Source organism: Allobosea sp. FW305-C-101 (assembly GCF_058783685.1).
In genome coordinates this window covers 344,757-359,278 of the sequence record NZ_JBYSYT010000003.1, presented here as the reverse complement: position 1 = coordinate 359,278, position 14,522 = coordinate 344,757, and the positions used below count along the sequence as shown (strand labels likewise).

Annotated in this window: 15 protein-coding genes; 2 read left to right on the top strand and 13 right to left on the bottom strand. The window is 67.2% G+C overall.

Translation table 11 applies throughout. The features are described 5' to 3' along the window. Nucleotides 1-101: 101 nt before the first annotated feature. The 11 genes from AC3WMA_RS16425 to AC3WMA_RS16375 all read right to left on the bottom strand — a co-directional run bounded on the left by AC3WMA_RS16425 (nt 102) and on the right by AC3WMA_RS16375 (nt 9,951). The gene (locus AC3WMA_RS16425) at nt 102-1,148 is read right to left on the bottom strand and encodes a sulfate/molybdate ABC transporter ATP-binding protein (protein ID WP_492286441.1); all 1,047 of its coding nucleotides are present in this window, start codon (nt 1,146-1,148) and stop codon (nt 102-104) included. A gap of 24 nt (nt 1,149-1,172) precedes the next feature. After that, a complete protein-coding gene (gene cysW, locus AC3WMA_RS16420; protein ID WP_492286440.1) occupies nt 1,173-2,063 on the bottom strand; it encodes a sulfate ABC transporter permease subunit CysW in 891 nt (296 codons plus the stop codon). Then, on the bottom strand, nt 2,056-2,952 hold the full coding sequence (gene cysT, locus AC3WMA_RS16415; RefSeq protein ID WP_492286439.1) for a sulfate ABC transporter permease subunit CysT: 897 nt from the start codon (nt 2,950-2,952) through the stop codon (nt 2,056-2,058). The genes cysW and cysT overlap by 8 nt, the downstream gene beginning before the upstream one ends. Before the next feature lie 9 nt (nt 2,953-2,961). Further along, nucleotides 2,962-4,002, bottom strand: a complete 1,041-nt coding sequence (locus AC3WMA_RS16410; protein WP_492286438.1) for a sulfate ABC transporter substrate-binding protein — start codon at nt 4,000-4,002, stop codon at nt 2,962-2,964. A gap of 192 nt (nt 4,003-4,194) precedes the next feature. Continuing rightward, nucleotides 4,195-5,652, bottom strand: a complete 1,458-nt coding sequence (gene cysG, locus AC3WMA_RS16405; protein WP_492286437.1) for a siroheme synthase CysG — start codon at nt 5,650-5,652, stop codon at nt 4,195-4,197. After that, the gene (locus AC3WMA_RS16400) at nt 5,649-5,900 is read right to left on the bottom strand and encodes a hypothetical protein (protein ID WP_492286436.1); all 252 of its coding nucleotides are present in this window, start codon (nt 5,898-5,900) and stop codon (nt 5,649-5,651) included. Before AC3WMA_RS16400 ends, cysG begins: the two co-directional genes overlap by 4 nt. A 3-nt stretch (nt 5,901-5,903) precedes the next feature. Beyond that, nucleotides 5,904-6,428 (bottom strand): DUF934 domain-containing protein, encoded by a 525-nt coding sequence (locus AC3WMA_RS16395; RefSeq protein WP_492286435.1) that lies wholly within the window; start codon nt 6,426-6,428, stop codon nt 5,904-5,906. Then, on the bottom strand, nt 6,415-8,085 hold the full coding sequence (locus AC3WMA_RS16390; protein ID WP_492286434.1) for a nitrite/sulfite reductase: 1,671 nt from the start codon (nt 8,083-8,085) through the stop codon (nt 6,415-6,417). Before AC3WMA_RS16390 ends, AC3WMA_RS16395 begins: the two co-directional genes overlap by 14 nt. A gap of 4 nt (nt 8,086-8,089) precedes the next feature. After that, on the bottom strand, nt 8,090-8,446 hold the full coding sequence (locus AC3WMA_RS16385) for a DUF2849 domain-containing protein (RefSeq protein WP_492286433.1): 357 nt from the start codon (nt 8,444-8,446) through the stop codon (nt 8,090-8,092). Then, nucleotides 8,446-8,760: a 2Fe-2S iron-sulfur cluster-binding protein gene (locus AC3WMA_RS16380; protein ID WP_257732935.1), complete on the bottom strand. Its 315-nt coding sequence runs from the start codon at nt 8,758-8,760 to the stop codon at nt 8,446-8,448. Before AC3WMA_RS16380 ends, AC3WMA_RS16385 begins: the two co-directional genes overlap by 1 nt. A gap of 216 nt (nt 8,761-8,976) precedes the next feature. Then, a complete protein-coding gene (locus AC3WMA_RS16375) occupies nt 8,977-9,951 on the bottom strand; it encodes a Gfo/Idh/MocA family protein (protein ID WP_492286432.1) in 975 nt (324 codons plus the stop codon). A gap of 160 nt (nt 9,952-10,111) precedes the next feature. Between AC3WMA_RS16375 and AC3WMA_RS16370 the strand changes: the two genes are divergently transcribed. After that, nucleotides 10,112-11,227, top strand: a complete 1,116-nt coding sequence (locus AC3WMA_RS16370) for an acyltransferase family protein (RefSeq protein ID WP_492286431.1) — start codon at nt 10,112-10,114, stop codon at nt 11,225-11,227. Between the two features lie 10 nt (nt 11,228-11,237). Here AC3WMA_RS16370 and AC3WMA_RS16365 read toward each other — a convergent pair whose 3' ends face one another. Then, nucleotides 11,238-12,551 (bottom strand): O-antigen ligase family protein, encoded by a 1,314-nt coding sequence (locus AC3WMA_RS16365; RefSeq protein WP_492286430.1) that lies wholly within the window; start codon nt 12,549-12,551, stop codon nt 11,238-11,240. A gap of 167 nt (nt 12,552-12,718) precedes the next feature. Between AC3WMA_RS16365 and AC3WMA_RS16360 the strand changes: the two genes are divergently transcribed. Beyond that, on the top strand, nt 12,719-13,759 hold the full coding sequence (locus tag AC3WMA_RS16360) for a zinc-dependent alcohol dehydrogenase family protein (protein WP_492286429.1): 1,041 nt from the start codon (nt 12,719-12,721) through the stop codon (nt 13,757-13,759). Nucleotides 13,760-13,906: 147 nt separating this feature from the next. On the opposite strand, the gene AC3WMA_RS16355 is transcribed toward AC3WMA_RS16360, so the two are convergent. Further along, nucleotides 13,907-14,233, bottom strand: a complete 327-nt coding sequence (locus AC3WMA_RS16355; protein WP_492286428.1) for a hypothetical protein — start codon at nt 14,231-14,233, stop codon at nt 13,907-13,909. Nucleotides 14,234-14,522: the final 289 nt, after the last annotated feature.

Below are 14,522 nucleotides of genomic sequence, written 5' to 3'. Positions count from 1 at the left end.
CTCGGGCGGAGCGAAGCGCAGACCCGGGAATCTCTTGCAGAATGAGGCGCCCCTCTGTCCCGAGATGCTCGGGTCAAGCCCGAGCATGACGTTGCGTTCCATCACGCGGCGGCGAACAGGTTGCCATGGGCGATGCGCAGCCTGATCCGCTCGCCGATCGCCGGCGCGACCTGGCTGGCGAGATCGACCTCGAGGCGCTTCTTCAGCCCCTCGACGGCGACTTCAGCCCGGCGGATCGGGCCGTTGCGGCGCAAGTGCTCGACCGTGCCGGGGAGCGCCAGCGGCGTCTCGTCGACGATGCGCAGGTGCTGCGGCCGGACATAGAGCGAGGCCGGGCCGCCCTGGTTCTGCGACAATCCGCCCAGCACCGGCCGGTCGCCGAAGAAGGCCTGACTGCCGACGACCTTGACCGGCAGCTTGTTCACCTCGCCCAGGAACTCGCAGATGAAGGGCGTCGCCGGGTGATCGTAGACATCATCGGCCGAGCCGACCTGCTCGATCCGTCCTTCGTTGAGGATCGCGACCCGGTCGGCCAGCTCCAGCGCCTCCTCCTGATCATGCGTGACGAAGACAGTGGTATGGCCGGTGCGCCCGTGCAGTTCGCGCAGCCACGCCCGCAGATCCTTGCGGACCTTGGCGTCGAGCGCTCCGAAGGGCTCGTCGAGCAGCAGCACGCGCGGCTCGATCGCGAGCGCGCGGGCGAGCGCAACGCGTTGGCGCTGGCCGCCCGAGAGCTGGCTGGGATAGCGCTTCTCCAACCCCGGTAATTGAACGAGGTCGAGCAAGTCGCTGACACGCTTGCGGATTTCGTCGTTGTTCGGGCGCTCGTGGCGCGGGCGGGACTTCAAGCCGAAGCCGATATTCTCGGCAACGTTCATCGTCTTGAACAGGGCGTATTGCTGGAAGACGAAACCGATGCGGCGGTCGCGCAGGGAGAGATCGCGCGTATCGGTCTCGCCGAACAGGACGCGGCCGCGATCGGCCTCCTCCAGCCCGGCGATCAGGCGCAGCAGGGTGGTCTTGCCCGAACCGGAGGGGCCGAGCAGCGCGACCAGCTCTCCCGGCTGGATATCGAGCGAGACGCCGCGCAGCGCAGGGAAGTTGTCGAAGCGCTTTTCGATGGTCTCGATGGTGACGGCGACCGACATGGCGAGAAATCCTTCGTCTGTGGGTCAGTGACGGCGACTGGCGGCGATGACATCGCCGTAGTGCCATTCCAGCAGGGTCTTGAGCACGAGGGTGACCAGCGCCAGCCCCGCCAGCAGCGAGGCCACCGCGAAGGCGGCCGCGCCCATGTATTCGTTGTAGAGGATCTCGATATGCAGCGGCATGGTGTTGGTCAGGCCGCGAATCTTGCCCGAAACGACCGCGACCGCGCCGAACTCGCCCATCGCACGGGCGTTGCAGAGCAGCACGCCGTAGAACAGGCTCCATTTCACGTTCGGCAGCGTCACCGAGAAGAACACGCGCCAGGGCGAGGCGCCGAGCGTCAGCGCCGCCTCTTCGTCGGACGAGCCCAGCGATTGCATATGCGGGATCAGTTCGCGCGCCACGAAGGGGAAGGTCACGAAGACCGTCGCCAGGATCAGGCCGGGCAGAGCGAAGACGATCTTCAGGTCGTTGGCCTGCAGCCACGGTCCGAAATAGCCCTGCGCGCCGAAGAGCAGCACGAAGACGAGGCCCGAGATCACTGGCGAGACCGAGAAGGGCAGGTCGATCAGGCTGATCAGCAGGTTCTTGCCGCGGAATTCGAACTTGGCGACCGCCCAGGCGGCGGCAATGCCGACGACGATGTTGAACGGCACTGCGATCGCCGCGACCAGCAAGGTCAAACGGATCGCTGCCAGCGCATCGGGTTCGGTGATCGCGGCGCGATAGGCCTCCCAGCCCTTGGCGGCGGCCTCGATGAAGACCGTGACCAGCGGCAACAGCAGGAAGAGCAGCAGGAAGGCGAGCGAGACCGCGATCAGCACGAACTGAACGACGGGGCTTTCGCCGCGCGCCCGGCTGGCCTTGCGAGGAGGCTCTGCGGCGATGGCGGTCGGGAGAGTGGCGTCAGACATCACCGAACCTCCGGCGGGCACGGGCCTGGATCAGGTTGCCGGCGAGGATCAGCGCAAACGAGATCAGCAGCATCATCGTCGCGACGACGGCGGCGCCGGCATAGTCGAACTGCTCCAGCCGGATCACGATCAGGAGCGGGGCGATCTCGGAGATCATCGGCACATTGCCGGCGATGAAGATCACCGAGCCGTATTCCCCGACTGCGCGCGCGAAGGCGAGCACGAAGCCGGTCATCAGCGCCGGCAGGACCGGGGGCAGAATCACCCGGAAGATCGTCCGGACGCGGCTGGCGCCAAGCAGCGCCGCAGCCTCTTCGACATCGCTCTGCAGCTCCTCCAATACGGGCTGGACGGTGCGCACGACGAAGGGCAAGCCGATGAAGATCAGCGCCACCATCACGCCCAGCGGGGTATAGGCGACCTTGCCGTCGAAGCCGAGGGAGAGATCGGTGAAGGGGATGGTGAGCTTGAAGGCGAGCGGTGCCAGCAGTGAGCCGACCCAGCCATTCGGCGCATAGATCGCGGCGAGCGAAATGCCGGCGACCGCCGTCGGCAGCGCGAAAGGCAGGTCGACGGCGGCATCGATCAGGCGTCGGCCGGGAAATTCGTAGCGCACCAGCACCCAGGCCAGGATCAGCCCGAACACGGCGTTGACGAGTGCGGCGAACAGGGCGGCGGTGAAGGAGAGCTTCAGCGCGGCCAAGGTGCGGGGCGAGGTCGCCACCGCCCAGATATCGGCGGGGCCGGCGCTGGCGGCCTTCAGGAAGAGCGCCGCCAGCGGGATCAGCACGATCAGCGACAGCGCCGTCACGGTGATGCCGAACGCGAGCCCGAAGCCGGGCAGGATGCTCGGCTCGCGCCAGCGGAAGGTCGTCGTCGCCGCCGTCATGGGCAGTCCTCAGCGGGCCGGCTTGTAGAGCTGGTCGAAGGTGCCGCCGTCGCCGAAATGGGTCGGCTGCGCCTTCTTCCAACCGCCGAAGACGTCATCGATCGTCACCAGATCGACCTTCGGGAAATTGGCGACATCCTTGGCGTCGGCCGCTTCCGGATTGCGCGGGCGGTAGAAGTTCCTGGCGATGATCGCCTGTCCCTTCGGCGTGTAGAGGAAGTCGAGATAGGCCTGCGCCTGCTCGCGGGTCTTCTTGGCGTCGACATTGGCATCGACCAGTGCAACCGGCGGCTCAGCCAGGATCGACAGGCTGGGGACGACGATATCGAACTTGTCGGCACCAAATTCCTTGAGCGCCAGGAAGGCCTCGTTCTCCCAGGACAGGAAGACGTCGCCGATGCCGCGCTGGGTGAAGGTCGTGGTCGCGCCGCGCGCGCCGGTGTCGAGCACCGGGACATTGGCGAGCAGCTTGCCGATATAGTCGCGGACCTTGGCCTCGTCCTTGTTGAAGGCCTTCTCGGCATAGGCCCAGGCGGCGAGGTAGTTCCAGCGCGCCCCGCCAGAGGTCTTCGGGTTCGGCGTGATGATCTGGACGCCCGGCTTCACGAGGTCGCCCCAGTCCTTGATCGCCTTGGGATTGCCCTTGCGGACGAGGAAGACGATCGTCGAGGTATAGGGCGAGGAATTGTGCGGCAGGCGCTTCTGCCAGTCGAGCGGCAGCTTCTTCGAGCGCTCGGCGACGGCGTCGATATCGCCAGCCAGCGCCAGCGTCACGACATCGGCATTGAGCCCGTCGATCACGGTGCGGGCCTGCGCGCCGGAGCCGCCATGCGACTGGCGGATCGTCGAAATCTTCTTGTCGGGGTTCTTCGCGTTCCACTCGGCGATGAAGGCCGCGTTGATTTCGCGATAGAGCTCGCGGGTCGGATCGTAGGAGACATTGAGGAGCTCGGTCTGGGCACGCGCCCCGGCGACGACGCCGAAGCAGAGCGTGAAGGCTCCCAGAACCAGCCCGGCCCGGAGGAGGCGGCTAAAAACGGGTCGCGTCATGTCAGGGCTCCGTTGGTTCACGGCGAGGCTCGGATGAGGCATCGATCCGTTCTGAATAACAAACGAAACGTACTGAATTGTCGTCCTTTTCTCAATGACTTGGCGCAAACAGCGCCTTCCAAATTCGGGCGCCGGAGGAGAAAACGCATCTCCGGCGATGACGTTCCACCCGGCGACGAGGCCGGGCCGTGGTCAGGCCCGGCGGCGGTCTTCCGCCGGATTCGCGGCAGACAGGGCCGGGCCGAAAGCATGGCCGAGCAGGACGAGAACGGGGCCGTTCGCCGGCAATTCGCCAAGCCGCTCCGGCAGGTCTGCAATGGTCGCGGCGATGCGCTGCTCGTCGGGGCGCGTCGCAGCAAGCACGGCGACGGCCGGCGTCTGCGGGTCGAGCCCGGCGGCGATGGCGCGCTCGCGGAAGCCGGGCAGGGTGGCCCGGGCCATGTAGATCACGGTCGAGGCGGCAGGGTCCGCCATGGCGCGCCAGTCGAGATCGTCAGGCAACTCGCCCTTGCGCGAATGGCCGGTGACGAATTGCAGGCGTCGCGCATGGTCGCGATGGGTCAGCGACAGGCCTAGCGAGGCGGCCGCACCCTGCGCCGCCGAGATGCCGGGCACGATCGCTACGGGCACGCCCGCAGTGTGGCAGGCTTCGATCTCCTCGCCGGCGCGGCCGAAGATGCCGGGGTCGCCGCCCTTCAGCCGCACGACATGCTTGCCCTGCACCGCTAGCGAGACGATCAGCGCGTTGATGTCGCCCTGCTTCACCGAGGGGCCGTAGCCGGTCTTGCCGACCAGCATGCGCTTGGCCTCGCGGCGCGCCAGTTCGAGCACGCCGGGCGAGACGAGGTCGTCATAGAGGATGATGTCGGCGCTCTGCAGGGCGCGGATCGCCTTCAGCGTCAGCAGTTCCGGATCGCCCGGCCCGGCGCCGACCAGCGTGACGCGACCCTTGCCGTCATGGTTGGCCTCGATCCGGGAGAGCTTCGCGAAAAGCTCCGCTTCGTCATCGAGGTTCGGCGTGCGCTCCGGCTCCGCCATGGCCTTGCCGGCGAAGAGCTCCCAGAAGCTCCGGCGCAGTGCGAAGGGCAGTTCGCGGGCCTGGACAGCGGGGCGCCAATCGGCGGCGGCCTGCGCCCAGTTCTTGAGACCCGCCGGCAGGAGCGCCTCGATCTTGGTGCGGATCGCCTGTCCGAAGACGGGCGCGGCGCCATCCGTGGAGACGGCGACGATCAGCGGCGAGCGGTTGACCAGCGCGCCGAAGGCGAAATCGCAATGCTCGGGCTTGTCGACGATATTGACCGGCACACCCGCCTGTCGGGCCGCCGCGACGAAGGCGCGGATTGCATCGGCGTCGTCGAGGTCGGCGACCGCGATCGCCGCGTCGGTCAAATCGTCGGCCTGCCAGGCTCGGTGGTGGACATGCACGCGATGGCCGATTTCGCCCTGCGCCAATCCGGCGAACAGTGCTTCCGTGCCATCGGCAAAGACGTGGAGTTCAGCCCCGGTCGCCGCCAACAGCTCAGCCTTCCACAGCGCGCCTTCGGTCCCGCCGGCGAGCACGACCTTGCGCCCGACCAGCTTGTGGAAGAGCGGCAGCGTCGCCAACGGCTCGATGCGGGCCGCGGTGGATTCGGGCTGTCTTTCGGTCATCGGGTCGTCGCTACGGCCTTCTCGTCTGCCGCGATGCGCTCGTTGCCCGCCGGTGGCGTCAGCAGCCACAGCGCGGCCAGTGCCAGGATGATAAGGCGAAAGCAAAGATCGAACCAGCGCCCGCGTGCCTCGCTCGCAGGCTGGCGCGGCAGCAGCGTCTCGAACTCGGCATCCGGGCGGTCCTCATCGATGCCCATGGCCGTGCGGGGGCGTTCGATCGGGCCATGTGTCGCGGTCGAGATCGTCATGTCTCACTCCGCTGCGATGGGCGCGGCGGCTCTCGCCGCCCGGCGCTGGTCGAGGACGTTGCGGCTGCTCTCGCCATAACCACGCTGATAGGTGGCGCTGAACGAGTCGCGCGCATGCAGCCATTGCGATACCGGCTGGCGCGCGGCGTTCGCTTCCGGCAACTCGATCGTGTCGAAGCCGCTGGAGAGGGCATAAGCGAACTGGTCGGCGATCAGCGGGCCGCTGGCGCGGATTTCCCCTGCGAAGCCGGCACGCTTGATCTGGCGAGCCAGGCTGAAGCCGCGCCCGTCCGAATAGGCCGGAAAGGCGATGGCGACGAGTGCCAGCCGCGGCAGGAAGGGCGCGAGTTCGGCAAAGGCGATGTTGTTGGGGATCAGCGCGCCGACCACCTGCTCAGGCTCCTGCGTATCGAGCGCCTCGACGAGCACCTCCCAGGGCACGAGCGCCGCCGGGATATTGCCGATCGCCGCGCCTTCGCTGCGAGTCCAGCGGTCCTCGGCGCTTCCGTTCCGGTCAAGCAGCGGCACGGGCGGTCTCCTGGAATGCGGCCTTGAACGGGCCAAGGCCGATGCGGCGGACATTGTCGATGAAGCTCTCGCCCTCGCTGCGGGCGGCGAGATAGACAGAGACGATCCGCTCGATCGCGTCCGGCACCTCCTCTGCAGCGAGGCCCGGCCCGAGAATCTCGCCGATCGCGGCGTTCTCGGTGGCGTCGCCGCCGAGCGTGATCTGGTAGGATTCGATGCCGCGCTTCTCCAGGCCGAGAATGCCGATATGGCCGACATGGTGATGGCCGCAGGCATTGATGCAGCCGGAGATCTTGATGCCGAGCGGCCCGATCTCGCGCTGGCGCGCCTCATCGGCGAAGCGGCTCTGGATCGCCTGCGCGATCGGGATCGAGCGGGCCGTCGCCAGCGCGCAATAATCGAGGCCGGGGCAGGAGATGATGTCGGTGACGAGCCCGACATTGGCCGTGGCTAAGCCCGCCTCGCCGAGTGCCTGCCAGATCGCGTAGAGATCGCGCTGGCGCACATGCGGCAGCACGAGGTTCTGCGCATGGGTGACGCGCAACTCGTCGAAGGAATAGCGCTCGGCGAGATCGGCGACGCGGCGCATCTGCTCGCTGGTCGCATCGCCCGGCGCTTGGCCGACCGGCTTCAGCGAGATCGTCAGCGCGGTGTAGCCCGGCGCCTTGTGCGGCACCGTGTTGACCTCGACCCAGCGGGCGAAGGCCGGGTTCGCCGCCTTCGTGGCTTCCAGCGTGTTGCTGACGGCCGGCAGCGCTTCGTAGCGCGGCGGCGCGAAATAGGCGGCGATGCGCGCGACCTCTTCCGGATCGGCATTGATCGAGGGGCCGTCGAGCAGGGCGAATTCGGCCTCGACGCGGCGGGTGAACTCCTCGGCGCCGATCTCGTGGACGAGGATTTTGACGCGGGCCTTGTACTTGTTGTCGCGCCGCCCTTCGAGATTATAGACCCGCATGATCGCCTCGAGATAGGCGAGCAGGTCCTTCTTCGGCAGATAGTCGCGCACGACCTTGCCGATCATCGGCGTGCGGCCGAGCCCGCCGCCGACGCTGATCTCGTAGCAGGTCTCGTGCGTGTCGGGATGGCGGCGCAAGCGCAGGCCGATATCGTGGGCCTTGATCACCGCCCGGTCAGCCTCGGCACCCGTCACCGCGATCTTGAACTTGCGCGGCAGGTAGCTGAATTCGGGATGGGCCGAGGACCATTGCCGGATCAGTTCGGCGGTCGGGCGCGGATCCTCGATCTCGTCCTGCGCGACGCCGGCGAAATGGTCGGCCGTGACATTGCGGATGCAGTTGCCGGAGGTCTGGATGCAATGCATCTCGACATCGGCGAGCAGGCCGAGGATGGCCGGCACGTCGCGCAGCTTCGGCCAGTTGAACTGCAGGTTCTGGCGCGTGGTGAAATGGCCGTAGCCGCGGTCATAGCGCTCGCCGATCAGGGCGAGCTGTCGGAGCTGCCGCGAATTCAGCGTGCCATAGGGCACGGCGATCCGCAGCATATAGGCGTGGAGCTGGAGATAGACGCCGTTCTTGAGCCGGAGCGGCTTGAACTCGTCCTCGGTCAGCGAGCCGTCGAGCCGGCGCGCGACCTGGTCGGTGAACTGAGCCACCCGCTCCCGGACGAAACGCTCGTCGAATTCGTCATAACGATACATGAAATCAGCCCTTCGGCGCGGAGGCGATGCCTTCACCGGCCTGCTTGCCGAGATCGGGACGATTGCTGGGGCCGAGCGTCTTGAAGCGCTCGCGGAAATGGCGGGGCACCGGGCTGCCGCTCTCGATGGCGACATCGACGAGATAGGCGTCGACGACCTTGTTGCCGCGCAGCTCAGTGGCGGCGAAGGCTTCGAGCCGGTCAGCCGCCGCATCATCGGCGGCGACCAGCGCGAGCGCCGGGTCGCGCGTCCAGGCCAGCGGGCCGGCGCCATCGACGAAGGCGAAGACGACATCGCCATCGAGCAGGTCGTTGGCGAGGAGGATCGCCGGCAGGGGAACGCGTTTCGCTTGGGCGGCCATCACGCGGCCTCCGCCAGTGTCAGCGTCAGCCCGTCGAGATCATCCGCCCAGATGATCTGGCAGGAAAGGCGCGAGGTCGCCTCGATCAGTGGCAATTCGTCGAGCGCGTCGATTTCCTCGTCGCGAGGCTCGGGCAGCTTTCCGGCCCATTCCTGCGCGACGATGACATGGCAGGTGCCGCAATCGCAGGAACCGCCGCAGACGCCCTCGATGCCGACCTTGTAGTCGCGCAGGATTTCCATGACCCGCCAGCCTTCGACGGCTTCGAGTTCATGGCTCCGGCCCTGTCGATCGATGACGTTGAGAACTGCCACGATAACGCCCATCCCCGTTCGGTCTTTCGAACAGGGATTTTACGCTACAGGCGGGTTTCAGCTCAATTCACATCAGGTAGTCGGTTTTTTCGAATTATCGGCGCACTAGAGTAGAATTATCCTGAAGAAGGATTTTTAGGCCGATCTGCCGCAAATTTATGCCATCCGGGCAGCTTCTCACGTTGAAGCGCGATTGCTGCCCGGAGCGGCCTATGTTCAGACGCTTTTCAGGATCGTCTCGACGATGTCCTGCACATCGAACGCTTCACGCAGCGTCGCAAGGTGATGCGGCTCGCCGCGGGTGAGCTTCGCCACGCCTTCGAGCTGGCGGCGCAGCGCCAGCGGGCGCGCCTCGTTCTGGGAGAGCGCCTCCGGATCGGGCTCCCAGCTGCCGTCGGGAAGGCGGCGCTCGGCGCGCGACCAGTCGCAGAGCCGGACCGCGCCCTTGTCCCCCTCCAGCGTCCAGACGTTATGGTCGTCCTTCGTGGTCGTGCCGACGCTGCCCGTCAGAACGACAGGCAATGAGCCTGCGGTCAGCGTCGCCTCGATCCGGCGCTCGCTCTTGCCCGCTTCGGGATAGGCAGCCTTGGCGGAAAGTCCGGTGAAAGGCCCGGCGATGCGGCGGGTCAGGAACAGGAAATGCGAGACGACCTCGCGGGTGAAGCCGCCCTGCGCCGTGCGGTCGAGCCAGCCGGCCGCATCGACCTGCCAGGAGCGCGGCCAGTTCGCGAAGGCGACCTCGATCGAAACGCGCTGCGGCGTGCCGACGGTACCCGCGTCGATCCACTCCCGCAAACGCGCGACCGCAGGCGAAGAGGCGAAGGGGAAATTCACCGCACCCCGATCACCGGCCTCGGCGACGAAAGCGCGGGCATCCTCGACATCGACCGCCAGCGGCTTCTCGCAGAACACAGCCTTGCCGGCAGCAAGCGCCGCGCGGGCATGACCGAGATGGGAGGAGGGCGGCGAAGCGATATAGACGCAGTCGCTCGCCGCGATCAGGGCCGCGGCGTCCGTTTGATGCGCTACCGACGGCAATGCAACGCCGATCCGCGCCATCGCCTCGGCCGAGGGGTCCCAGATGCCAGCGACGCGCAGCGCCGTTGCAGGCTGGTCGAGCGCGGCGCGCAGCATGCGCTCACCCATGATGCCGGCGCCGATGAGGCCAAGGGAAATCGGGGTATCGGTCATGGGTGTCTCGCTCGCCAGAAGCCGGGCCGCTTGCGGTGGCCCTTTTCGAATATCCGGTCAGTTTCGGGTTAAGATTAACTGCCGGCATTTGTTGAAAGTCGACCGTCTGCCGGGCCATATCGTCGCCTGCGCATGATGCAGTTCCGCATCCAGGTGAAGCATGATCCGGCTCTACCGTTCCCTTCCGAGCGCTGCCGATATCCTGAACCGGAACGGCGGTGAAGGCCCCGGCTTCAATGCGATGCGCCTGATCCTGTCGCTGACCATCCTGGCGGTGCATTCCGGCTGGGTCGCGGGCGCCGATACGAGCCGCGACTGGGAAGGGCTGCATGGCATCTTCCTGATGAGCCTGGTGCCGGCCTTCTTCGCGCTCAGTGGCTTCCTCGTCACCGGCAGCGCCATGCGGACCGACGCGGTGCGACCCTTCATCACATTGCGCGCCATCCGCATCGTGCCGGCGCTCTTCGTCGAGATCACCCTGTCGGCGCTGGTGCTCGGCCCGCTGCTGACGACCTGGCTGCTGCGCGACTATGTCGCCGATATCCGCTTCTGGGAGTATTTCGGCAATATCGTCGGGCGCATCCGCTTCGAGCTGCCGGGCGTGTTCGAGAGCAATCCCGTCGCCGGCGTGGTCAACCAGAACCTCTGGACGCTGAAGCCGGAATTCTACTGCTACATCCTGATGGCGATCATGATCGCGGTCGGCATCCTGCACCGCCGGCTGCTCTTCGCCGTGCTGTCGCTGGCTGTGATCGTCGCTGCGACGGCTGCTGCGTTCAAGGTCGGCTTCGGCGTCACCGAGGGCAACTATCACTGGACCGTCGTGGTCTTCTATTTCCTGGTCGGCTGCCTGTTTTTCCAGTGGCGCGAGCACGTGAAGATGCACTGGCTGCTCTTCGTAGCCGCGCTCCTGGCCTCGGTCGCCCTGATGGCCGCGCCGCGCGAATACGCCTTCTTCGTGCCGCCCTTCCTGACCTATTGCGTGGTCTATCTCGGCCTGCTGCCGCTGCACCTGCCGGCACGGATCAAGAAGCTCGACGTTTCCTACGGCATCTATCTCTACGGCTTCCCGATCCAGCAGGCGATCGTCAGCCAGACCGATTTCGCCCATGGCAACGGGCCGCTGCTCTTCGCCATCTCGGCGCCGATCGTCATCGCCTTCGCGCTGGTGTCCTGGCTCTGGATCGAGAAGCCCTTCCTCAAGGTGAAGCCCTACGTGCTCGGCCAGAAGCAATGGCGCAGCGGCAAGGCGACGGCGCTCGCTCCGGCCGAGTAAGCCGCTGCCGTCAGGGCGCCTTCGCCCGCATCCGCGCGGCGAGGCCGAGCCCCATCACCCCCATGGCGAACAGCACCCAAAGCGGATCGGCGCGATTCAGCGGGAAAGTCTCGAGCATCCCGACATAGGTCATGAAGATCACGATCATGGCGAAGAGGTCGGCGAGATTGCGGTTCTCCGGAATCTGCCGGCTACGCATGTAGTCAATCAGCGGCCGGCCCATCAGCAGCCAGATCGCCAGCACGGCGCCGGGAACGCCGAGGGTCAGCGCCGCGTCGAGATAGCTGTTATGGCCGGAGCCGATGCCGCGGATATCCCAGCTCGCCTCGTAGTTCTCCTCGAAGCCGGTCACGGCCGGCGTCTGCCAGAAGCTGGCATAGCCGTAGCCGAACCACGGCTTCTCGGCGATGCGCTGCAGGGCGAATTTCCAGATCTCGTCGCGACCGGTGAAGGTCGGGTCCGAGATCACCGCCTTGAGCATGGCATTGAGCGTCGGCGACATCACCGAGCCGATGGTCAGTGCCGCGATCAACGCGACCAGCACGAGATGGACCAGAACCGCCAGCCCCGGCCGGCCGGTGATGCGCGCCAGCGAGACCACGCCGATGGCAAGCGGCAGGAAGCCCATCGTCGTCTTGGAGCCGCTGTTGAGCACGAACAGCACACCGAGCGCGACGACGAGCGCGCCGCGCCAACGCAGGCCGCTGCGCCAGCCATAGATGCCGATCATCGCCACGATCGAGAAGACCGGGGCGGCGAAGTTCTTGTGCGAGAGATGCCCGCGCCAGTCGCCGGCATGGACGCCCTCGGCGCCCTCCGAACTGTGGATCACCAGATGCGGCGCCACGACCAGCATGGCGTAGACCAGCAGCAGGAGCACGAGACAGGCATTGACCGCCGCCGTGGCAAAGCTGCGCTCGTCGCGCGGCAGGACGAGCACGCCCGCGACGACGATCATCACGATCGCGGTCAGCAGCAAACCGCGCAGCGAGGCGGTCGGATCGAGCGACTGCGCGATCGAGAGCGCGGCGATGCCGAAGACGACGGCCCAGCGGCTTAGGCCGAGACGCGTCAGCACGTCGCGCTGCGTCAGCCCGAGCATCGCCACGAGGAAGACGAGGCCGAGCCCGAACCAGCCGACCTGGTTGACGATGTTGCCGGTCGATTCGCCCGGCACCGTCTGCTCCGGCACGCCGGCGAAGGGTTGCAGCGACAGTATCAGGATGAACAGCCCGCAGCCGGCTAAGATGCCGCCGAGCAGGCCGGGCTCGGCCGCGGCTCGGGTCGTGTCGCTGATCGTCGCGCCGTGGACGCTGTCGCTCATGGGTGGTTCGCGGCCGTCTTCGAAAAGCCCGCCGGCAGGGCGGGCCGAACGCGAATGCACCCTAGGCGCGGAATCTTAAGGGCGTCTCACCGCCGCAGGCCTCCGCGGTTGACGCTTCCCGCAGCGCTGCCGCATGACACGGGCTCTGACCGAGGAGGGCCCGCCCCATGAAAGCCGTCGTCTACGAAGCCTTCGGGCAGGCCCCCGAACTGCGCATCCTGCCGGACCCGACGCCGGAGCCGCACAGCGTCGTCATCAAGGTCGAGGCGACGGGCCTGTGCCGCAGCGACTGGCATGGCTGGGTCGGGCACGATCCCGATATCCGCCTGCCGCATGTGCCGGGCCATGAGCTGGCCGGCGTCATCGCCGCCGTCGGCCGCAGCGTCGTGCGCTTCCGCGAGGGCGACCGCGTCACCGTGCCCTTCGTCTCGGGCTGCGGCTCCTGCCCGCAATGCCATTCCGGCAACCAGCAGGTCTGCGACGACCAGTTCCAGCCCGGCTTCACCCATTGGGGCTCGTTCGCCGAGTACGTCCGCATCGACCGGGCCGATTTCAACCTCGTGCGCCTGCCCGAGGAGATCGATTTCGCCACCGCCGCCAGCCTCGGCTGCCGCTTCGTGACCTCGTTCCGCGCCGTGGTCGACCAGGGCAAGGTCACGGGCGGGCAATGGGTCGCCGTTCACGGCTGCGGCGGCGTCGGCCTCTCCGCGATCATGATCGCCAATGCGCTCGGCGCGAATGTCGTCGCCGTCGACATCTCCGACGACAAATTAAAGCTCGCCCGCGAAGTCGGCGCCGCGGTGACGATCAACGCCAGAACCCAGCCCGATGTCGTCGCCGCCGTGCGCGACGCGACGGGCGGCGGCGCCCATGTCTCGCTCGATGCGCTCGGCCACCCCCAGACCTGCTTCAACTCGGTGGCGAACCTGCGCAAGCGCGGCAAGCATATCCAGGTCGGGCTCCTGCTGGCGGAGCAGGCGACGCCGCCGATCCCGATGGCGCAGGTCATCGCCCACGAGCTCGAAATCCTCGGCAGCCACGGTATGCAGGCGCATCGCTATGGCGCGATGCTCGACATGATCAGCGCCGGCAAGCTCACTCCGCAGCAGCTCGTCGGCCGCCGCATCGACCTCGCCGAATCGATCCCCGCCCTGATGGCGATGGACCGCTTCGAGGGCACCGGCGTGACGATCATCGACCGGTTTTGAGGGGCGAGGGGCGCAGACTGCTTCCCTGCCCCCGCGCGTGTCATGCTCGGGCTTGACCCGAGCATCTCATGACAAGGAGGCTCGGGCGCCTCATCCGGCCGGAGATTCTCGGGTCTGCGCTGCGCTTCGCCCGAGAATGACGGCCTGTTACGCCCCGCTTCGGGCGCTCTCCCGGGCGACGCGGGCCTCGGCCTGCGCGAACGCCTCGTCGGGGTCGAGACCGTTGGCGCGGTTCTCCATCGCGTAGGCGAACGACCGGCGGGTATCGTCCGGCATGGCCCGCAAGACGGCGCGGAAGCAGGCGCCGCGCGCGTCCTGGCAGGCGCGCATCCGCTTGCAGATCCTGTTCGGGCAGACGCGGAAGATTTCGAGTTGGTCGGTCAGCCGGCGAAACAGGGCGGAGCGCGCTCTCTGGCAGCTCTCGAAATCGGTGATCGGCGGGGTCGCGGCGGGGGTGTTCCGGCGTTTCGGCATGGCGGGTCTCCCTGGGGTCAGGCACGCAGGATCGTCCGCCCGCGCGGATGCGCGGCGGGAGGGTTGGCTGGACAGGGCTGGCGGAGCGCCGCGAGGCGCGAGGACTATCCGCAACCGTTGAGCCAGGCTGCGGCGCGGCGGGATTGAGCCACCCGTCGCACGCCCCGTGGCGCTCCGCCTCCGGCGATTTTGGGCTCCGGGCCGCGCTTATCGGGCCTAAGCGGTTCAGGATGGGCGGGTTTCGACGCCAGTGTCCCTTACGGGAGCGTCGCGTCGTCGCCATAGCCAT

Excerpts from the sequence above, each read along its gene's own strand:
- cysG (WP_492286437.1), bottom strand. The coding sequence starts at position 5,652 with ATGACCGAAAGACAGCCCGAATCCACCGCGGCCCGCATCGAGCCGTTG.
- AC3WMA_RS16385 (WP_492286433.1), bottom strand. The coding sequence starts at position 8,446 with ATGGCCGCCCAAGCGAAACGCGTTCCCCTGCCGGCGATCCTCCTCGCC.
- AC3WMA_RS16390 (WP_492286434.1), bottom strand. The coding sequence starts at position 8,085 with ATGTATCGTTATGACGAATTCGACGAGCGTTTCGTCCGGGAGCGGGTG.
- AC3WMA_RS16360 (WP_492286429.1), top strand. The coding sequence starts at position 12,719 with ATGAAAGCCGTCGTCTACGAAGCCTTCGGGCAGGCCCCCGAACTGCGC.
- AC3WMA_RS16365 (WP_492286430.1), bottom strand. The coding sequence starts at position 12,551 with ATGAGCGACAGCGTCCACGGCGCGACGATCAGCGACACGACCCGAGCC.
- AC3WMA_RS16425 (WP_492286441.1), bottom strand. The coding sequence starts at position 1,148 with ATGTCGGTCGCCGTCACCATCGAGACCATCGAAAAGCGCTTCGACAAC.
- AC3WMA_RS16355 (WP_492286428.1), bottom strand. The coding sequence starts at position 14,233 with ATGCCGAAACGCCGGAACACCCCCGCCGCGACCCCGCCGATCACCGAT.
- AC3WMA_RS16410 (WP_492286438.1), bottom strand. The coding sequence starts at position 4,002 with ATGACGCGACCCGTTTTTAGCCGCCTCCTCCGGGCCGGGCTGGTTCTG.
- AC3WMA_RS16370 (WP_492286431.1), top strand. The coding sequence starts at position 10,112 with ATGATCCGGCTCTACCGTTCCCTTCCGAGCGCTGCCGATATCCTGAAC.
- cysT (WP_492286439.1), bottom strand. The coding sequence starts at position 2,952 with ATGACGGCGGCGACGACGACCTTCCGCTGGCGCGAGCCGAGCATCCTG.
- AC3WMA_RS16400 (WP_492286436.1), bottom strand. The coding sequence starts at position 5,900 with ATGACGATCTCGACCGCGACACATGGCCCGATCGAACGCCCCCGCACG.
- AC3WMA_RS16375 (WP_492286432.1), bottom strand. The coding sequence starts at position 9,951 with ATGACCGATACCCCGATTTCCCTTGGCCTCATCGGCGCCGGCATCATG.
- cysW (WP_492286440.1), bottom strand. The coding sequence starts at position 2,063 with ATGTCTGACGCCACTCTCCCGACCGCCATCGCCGCAGAGCCTCCTCGC.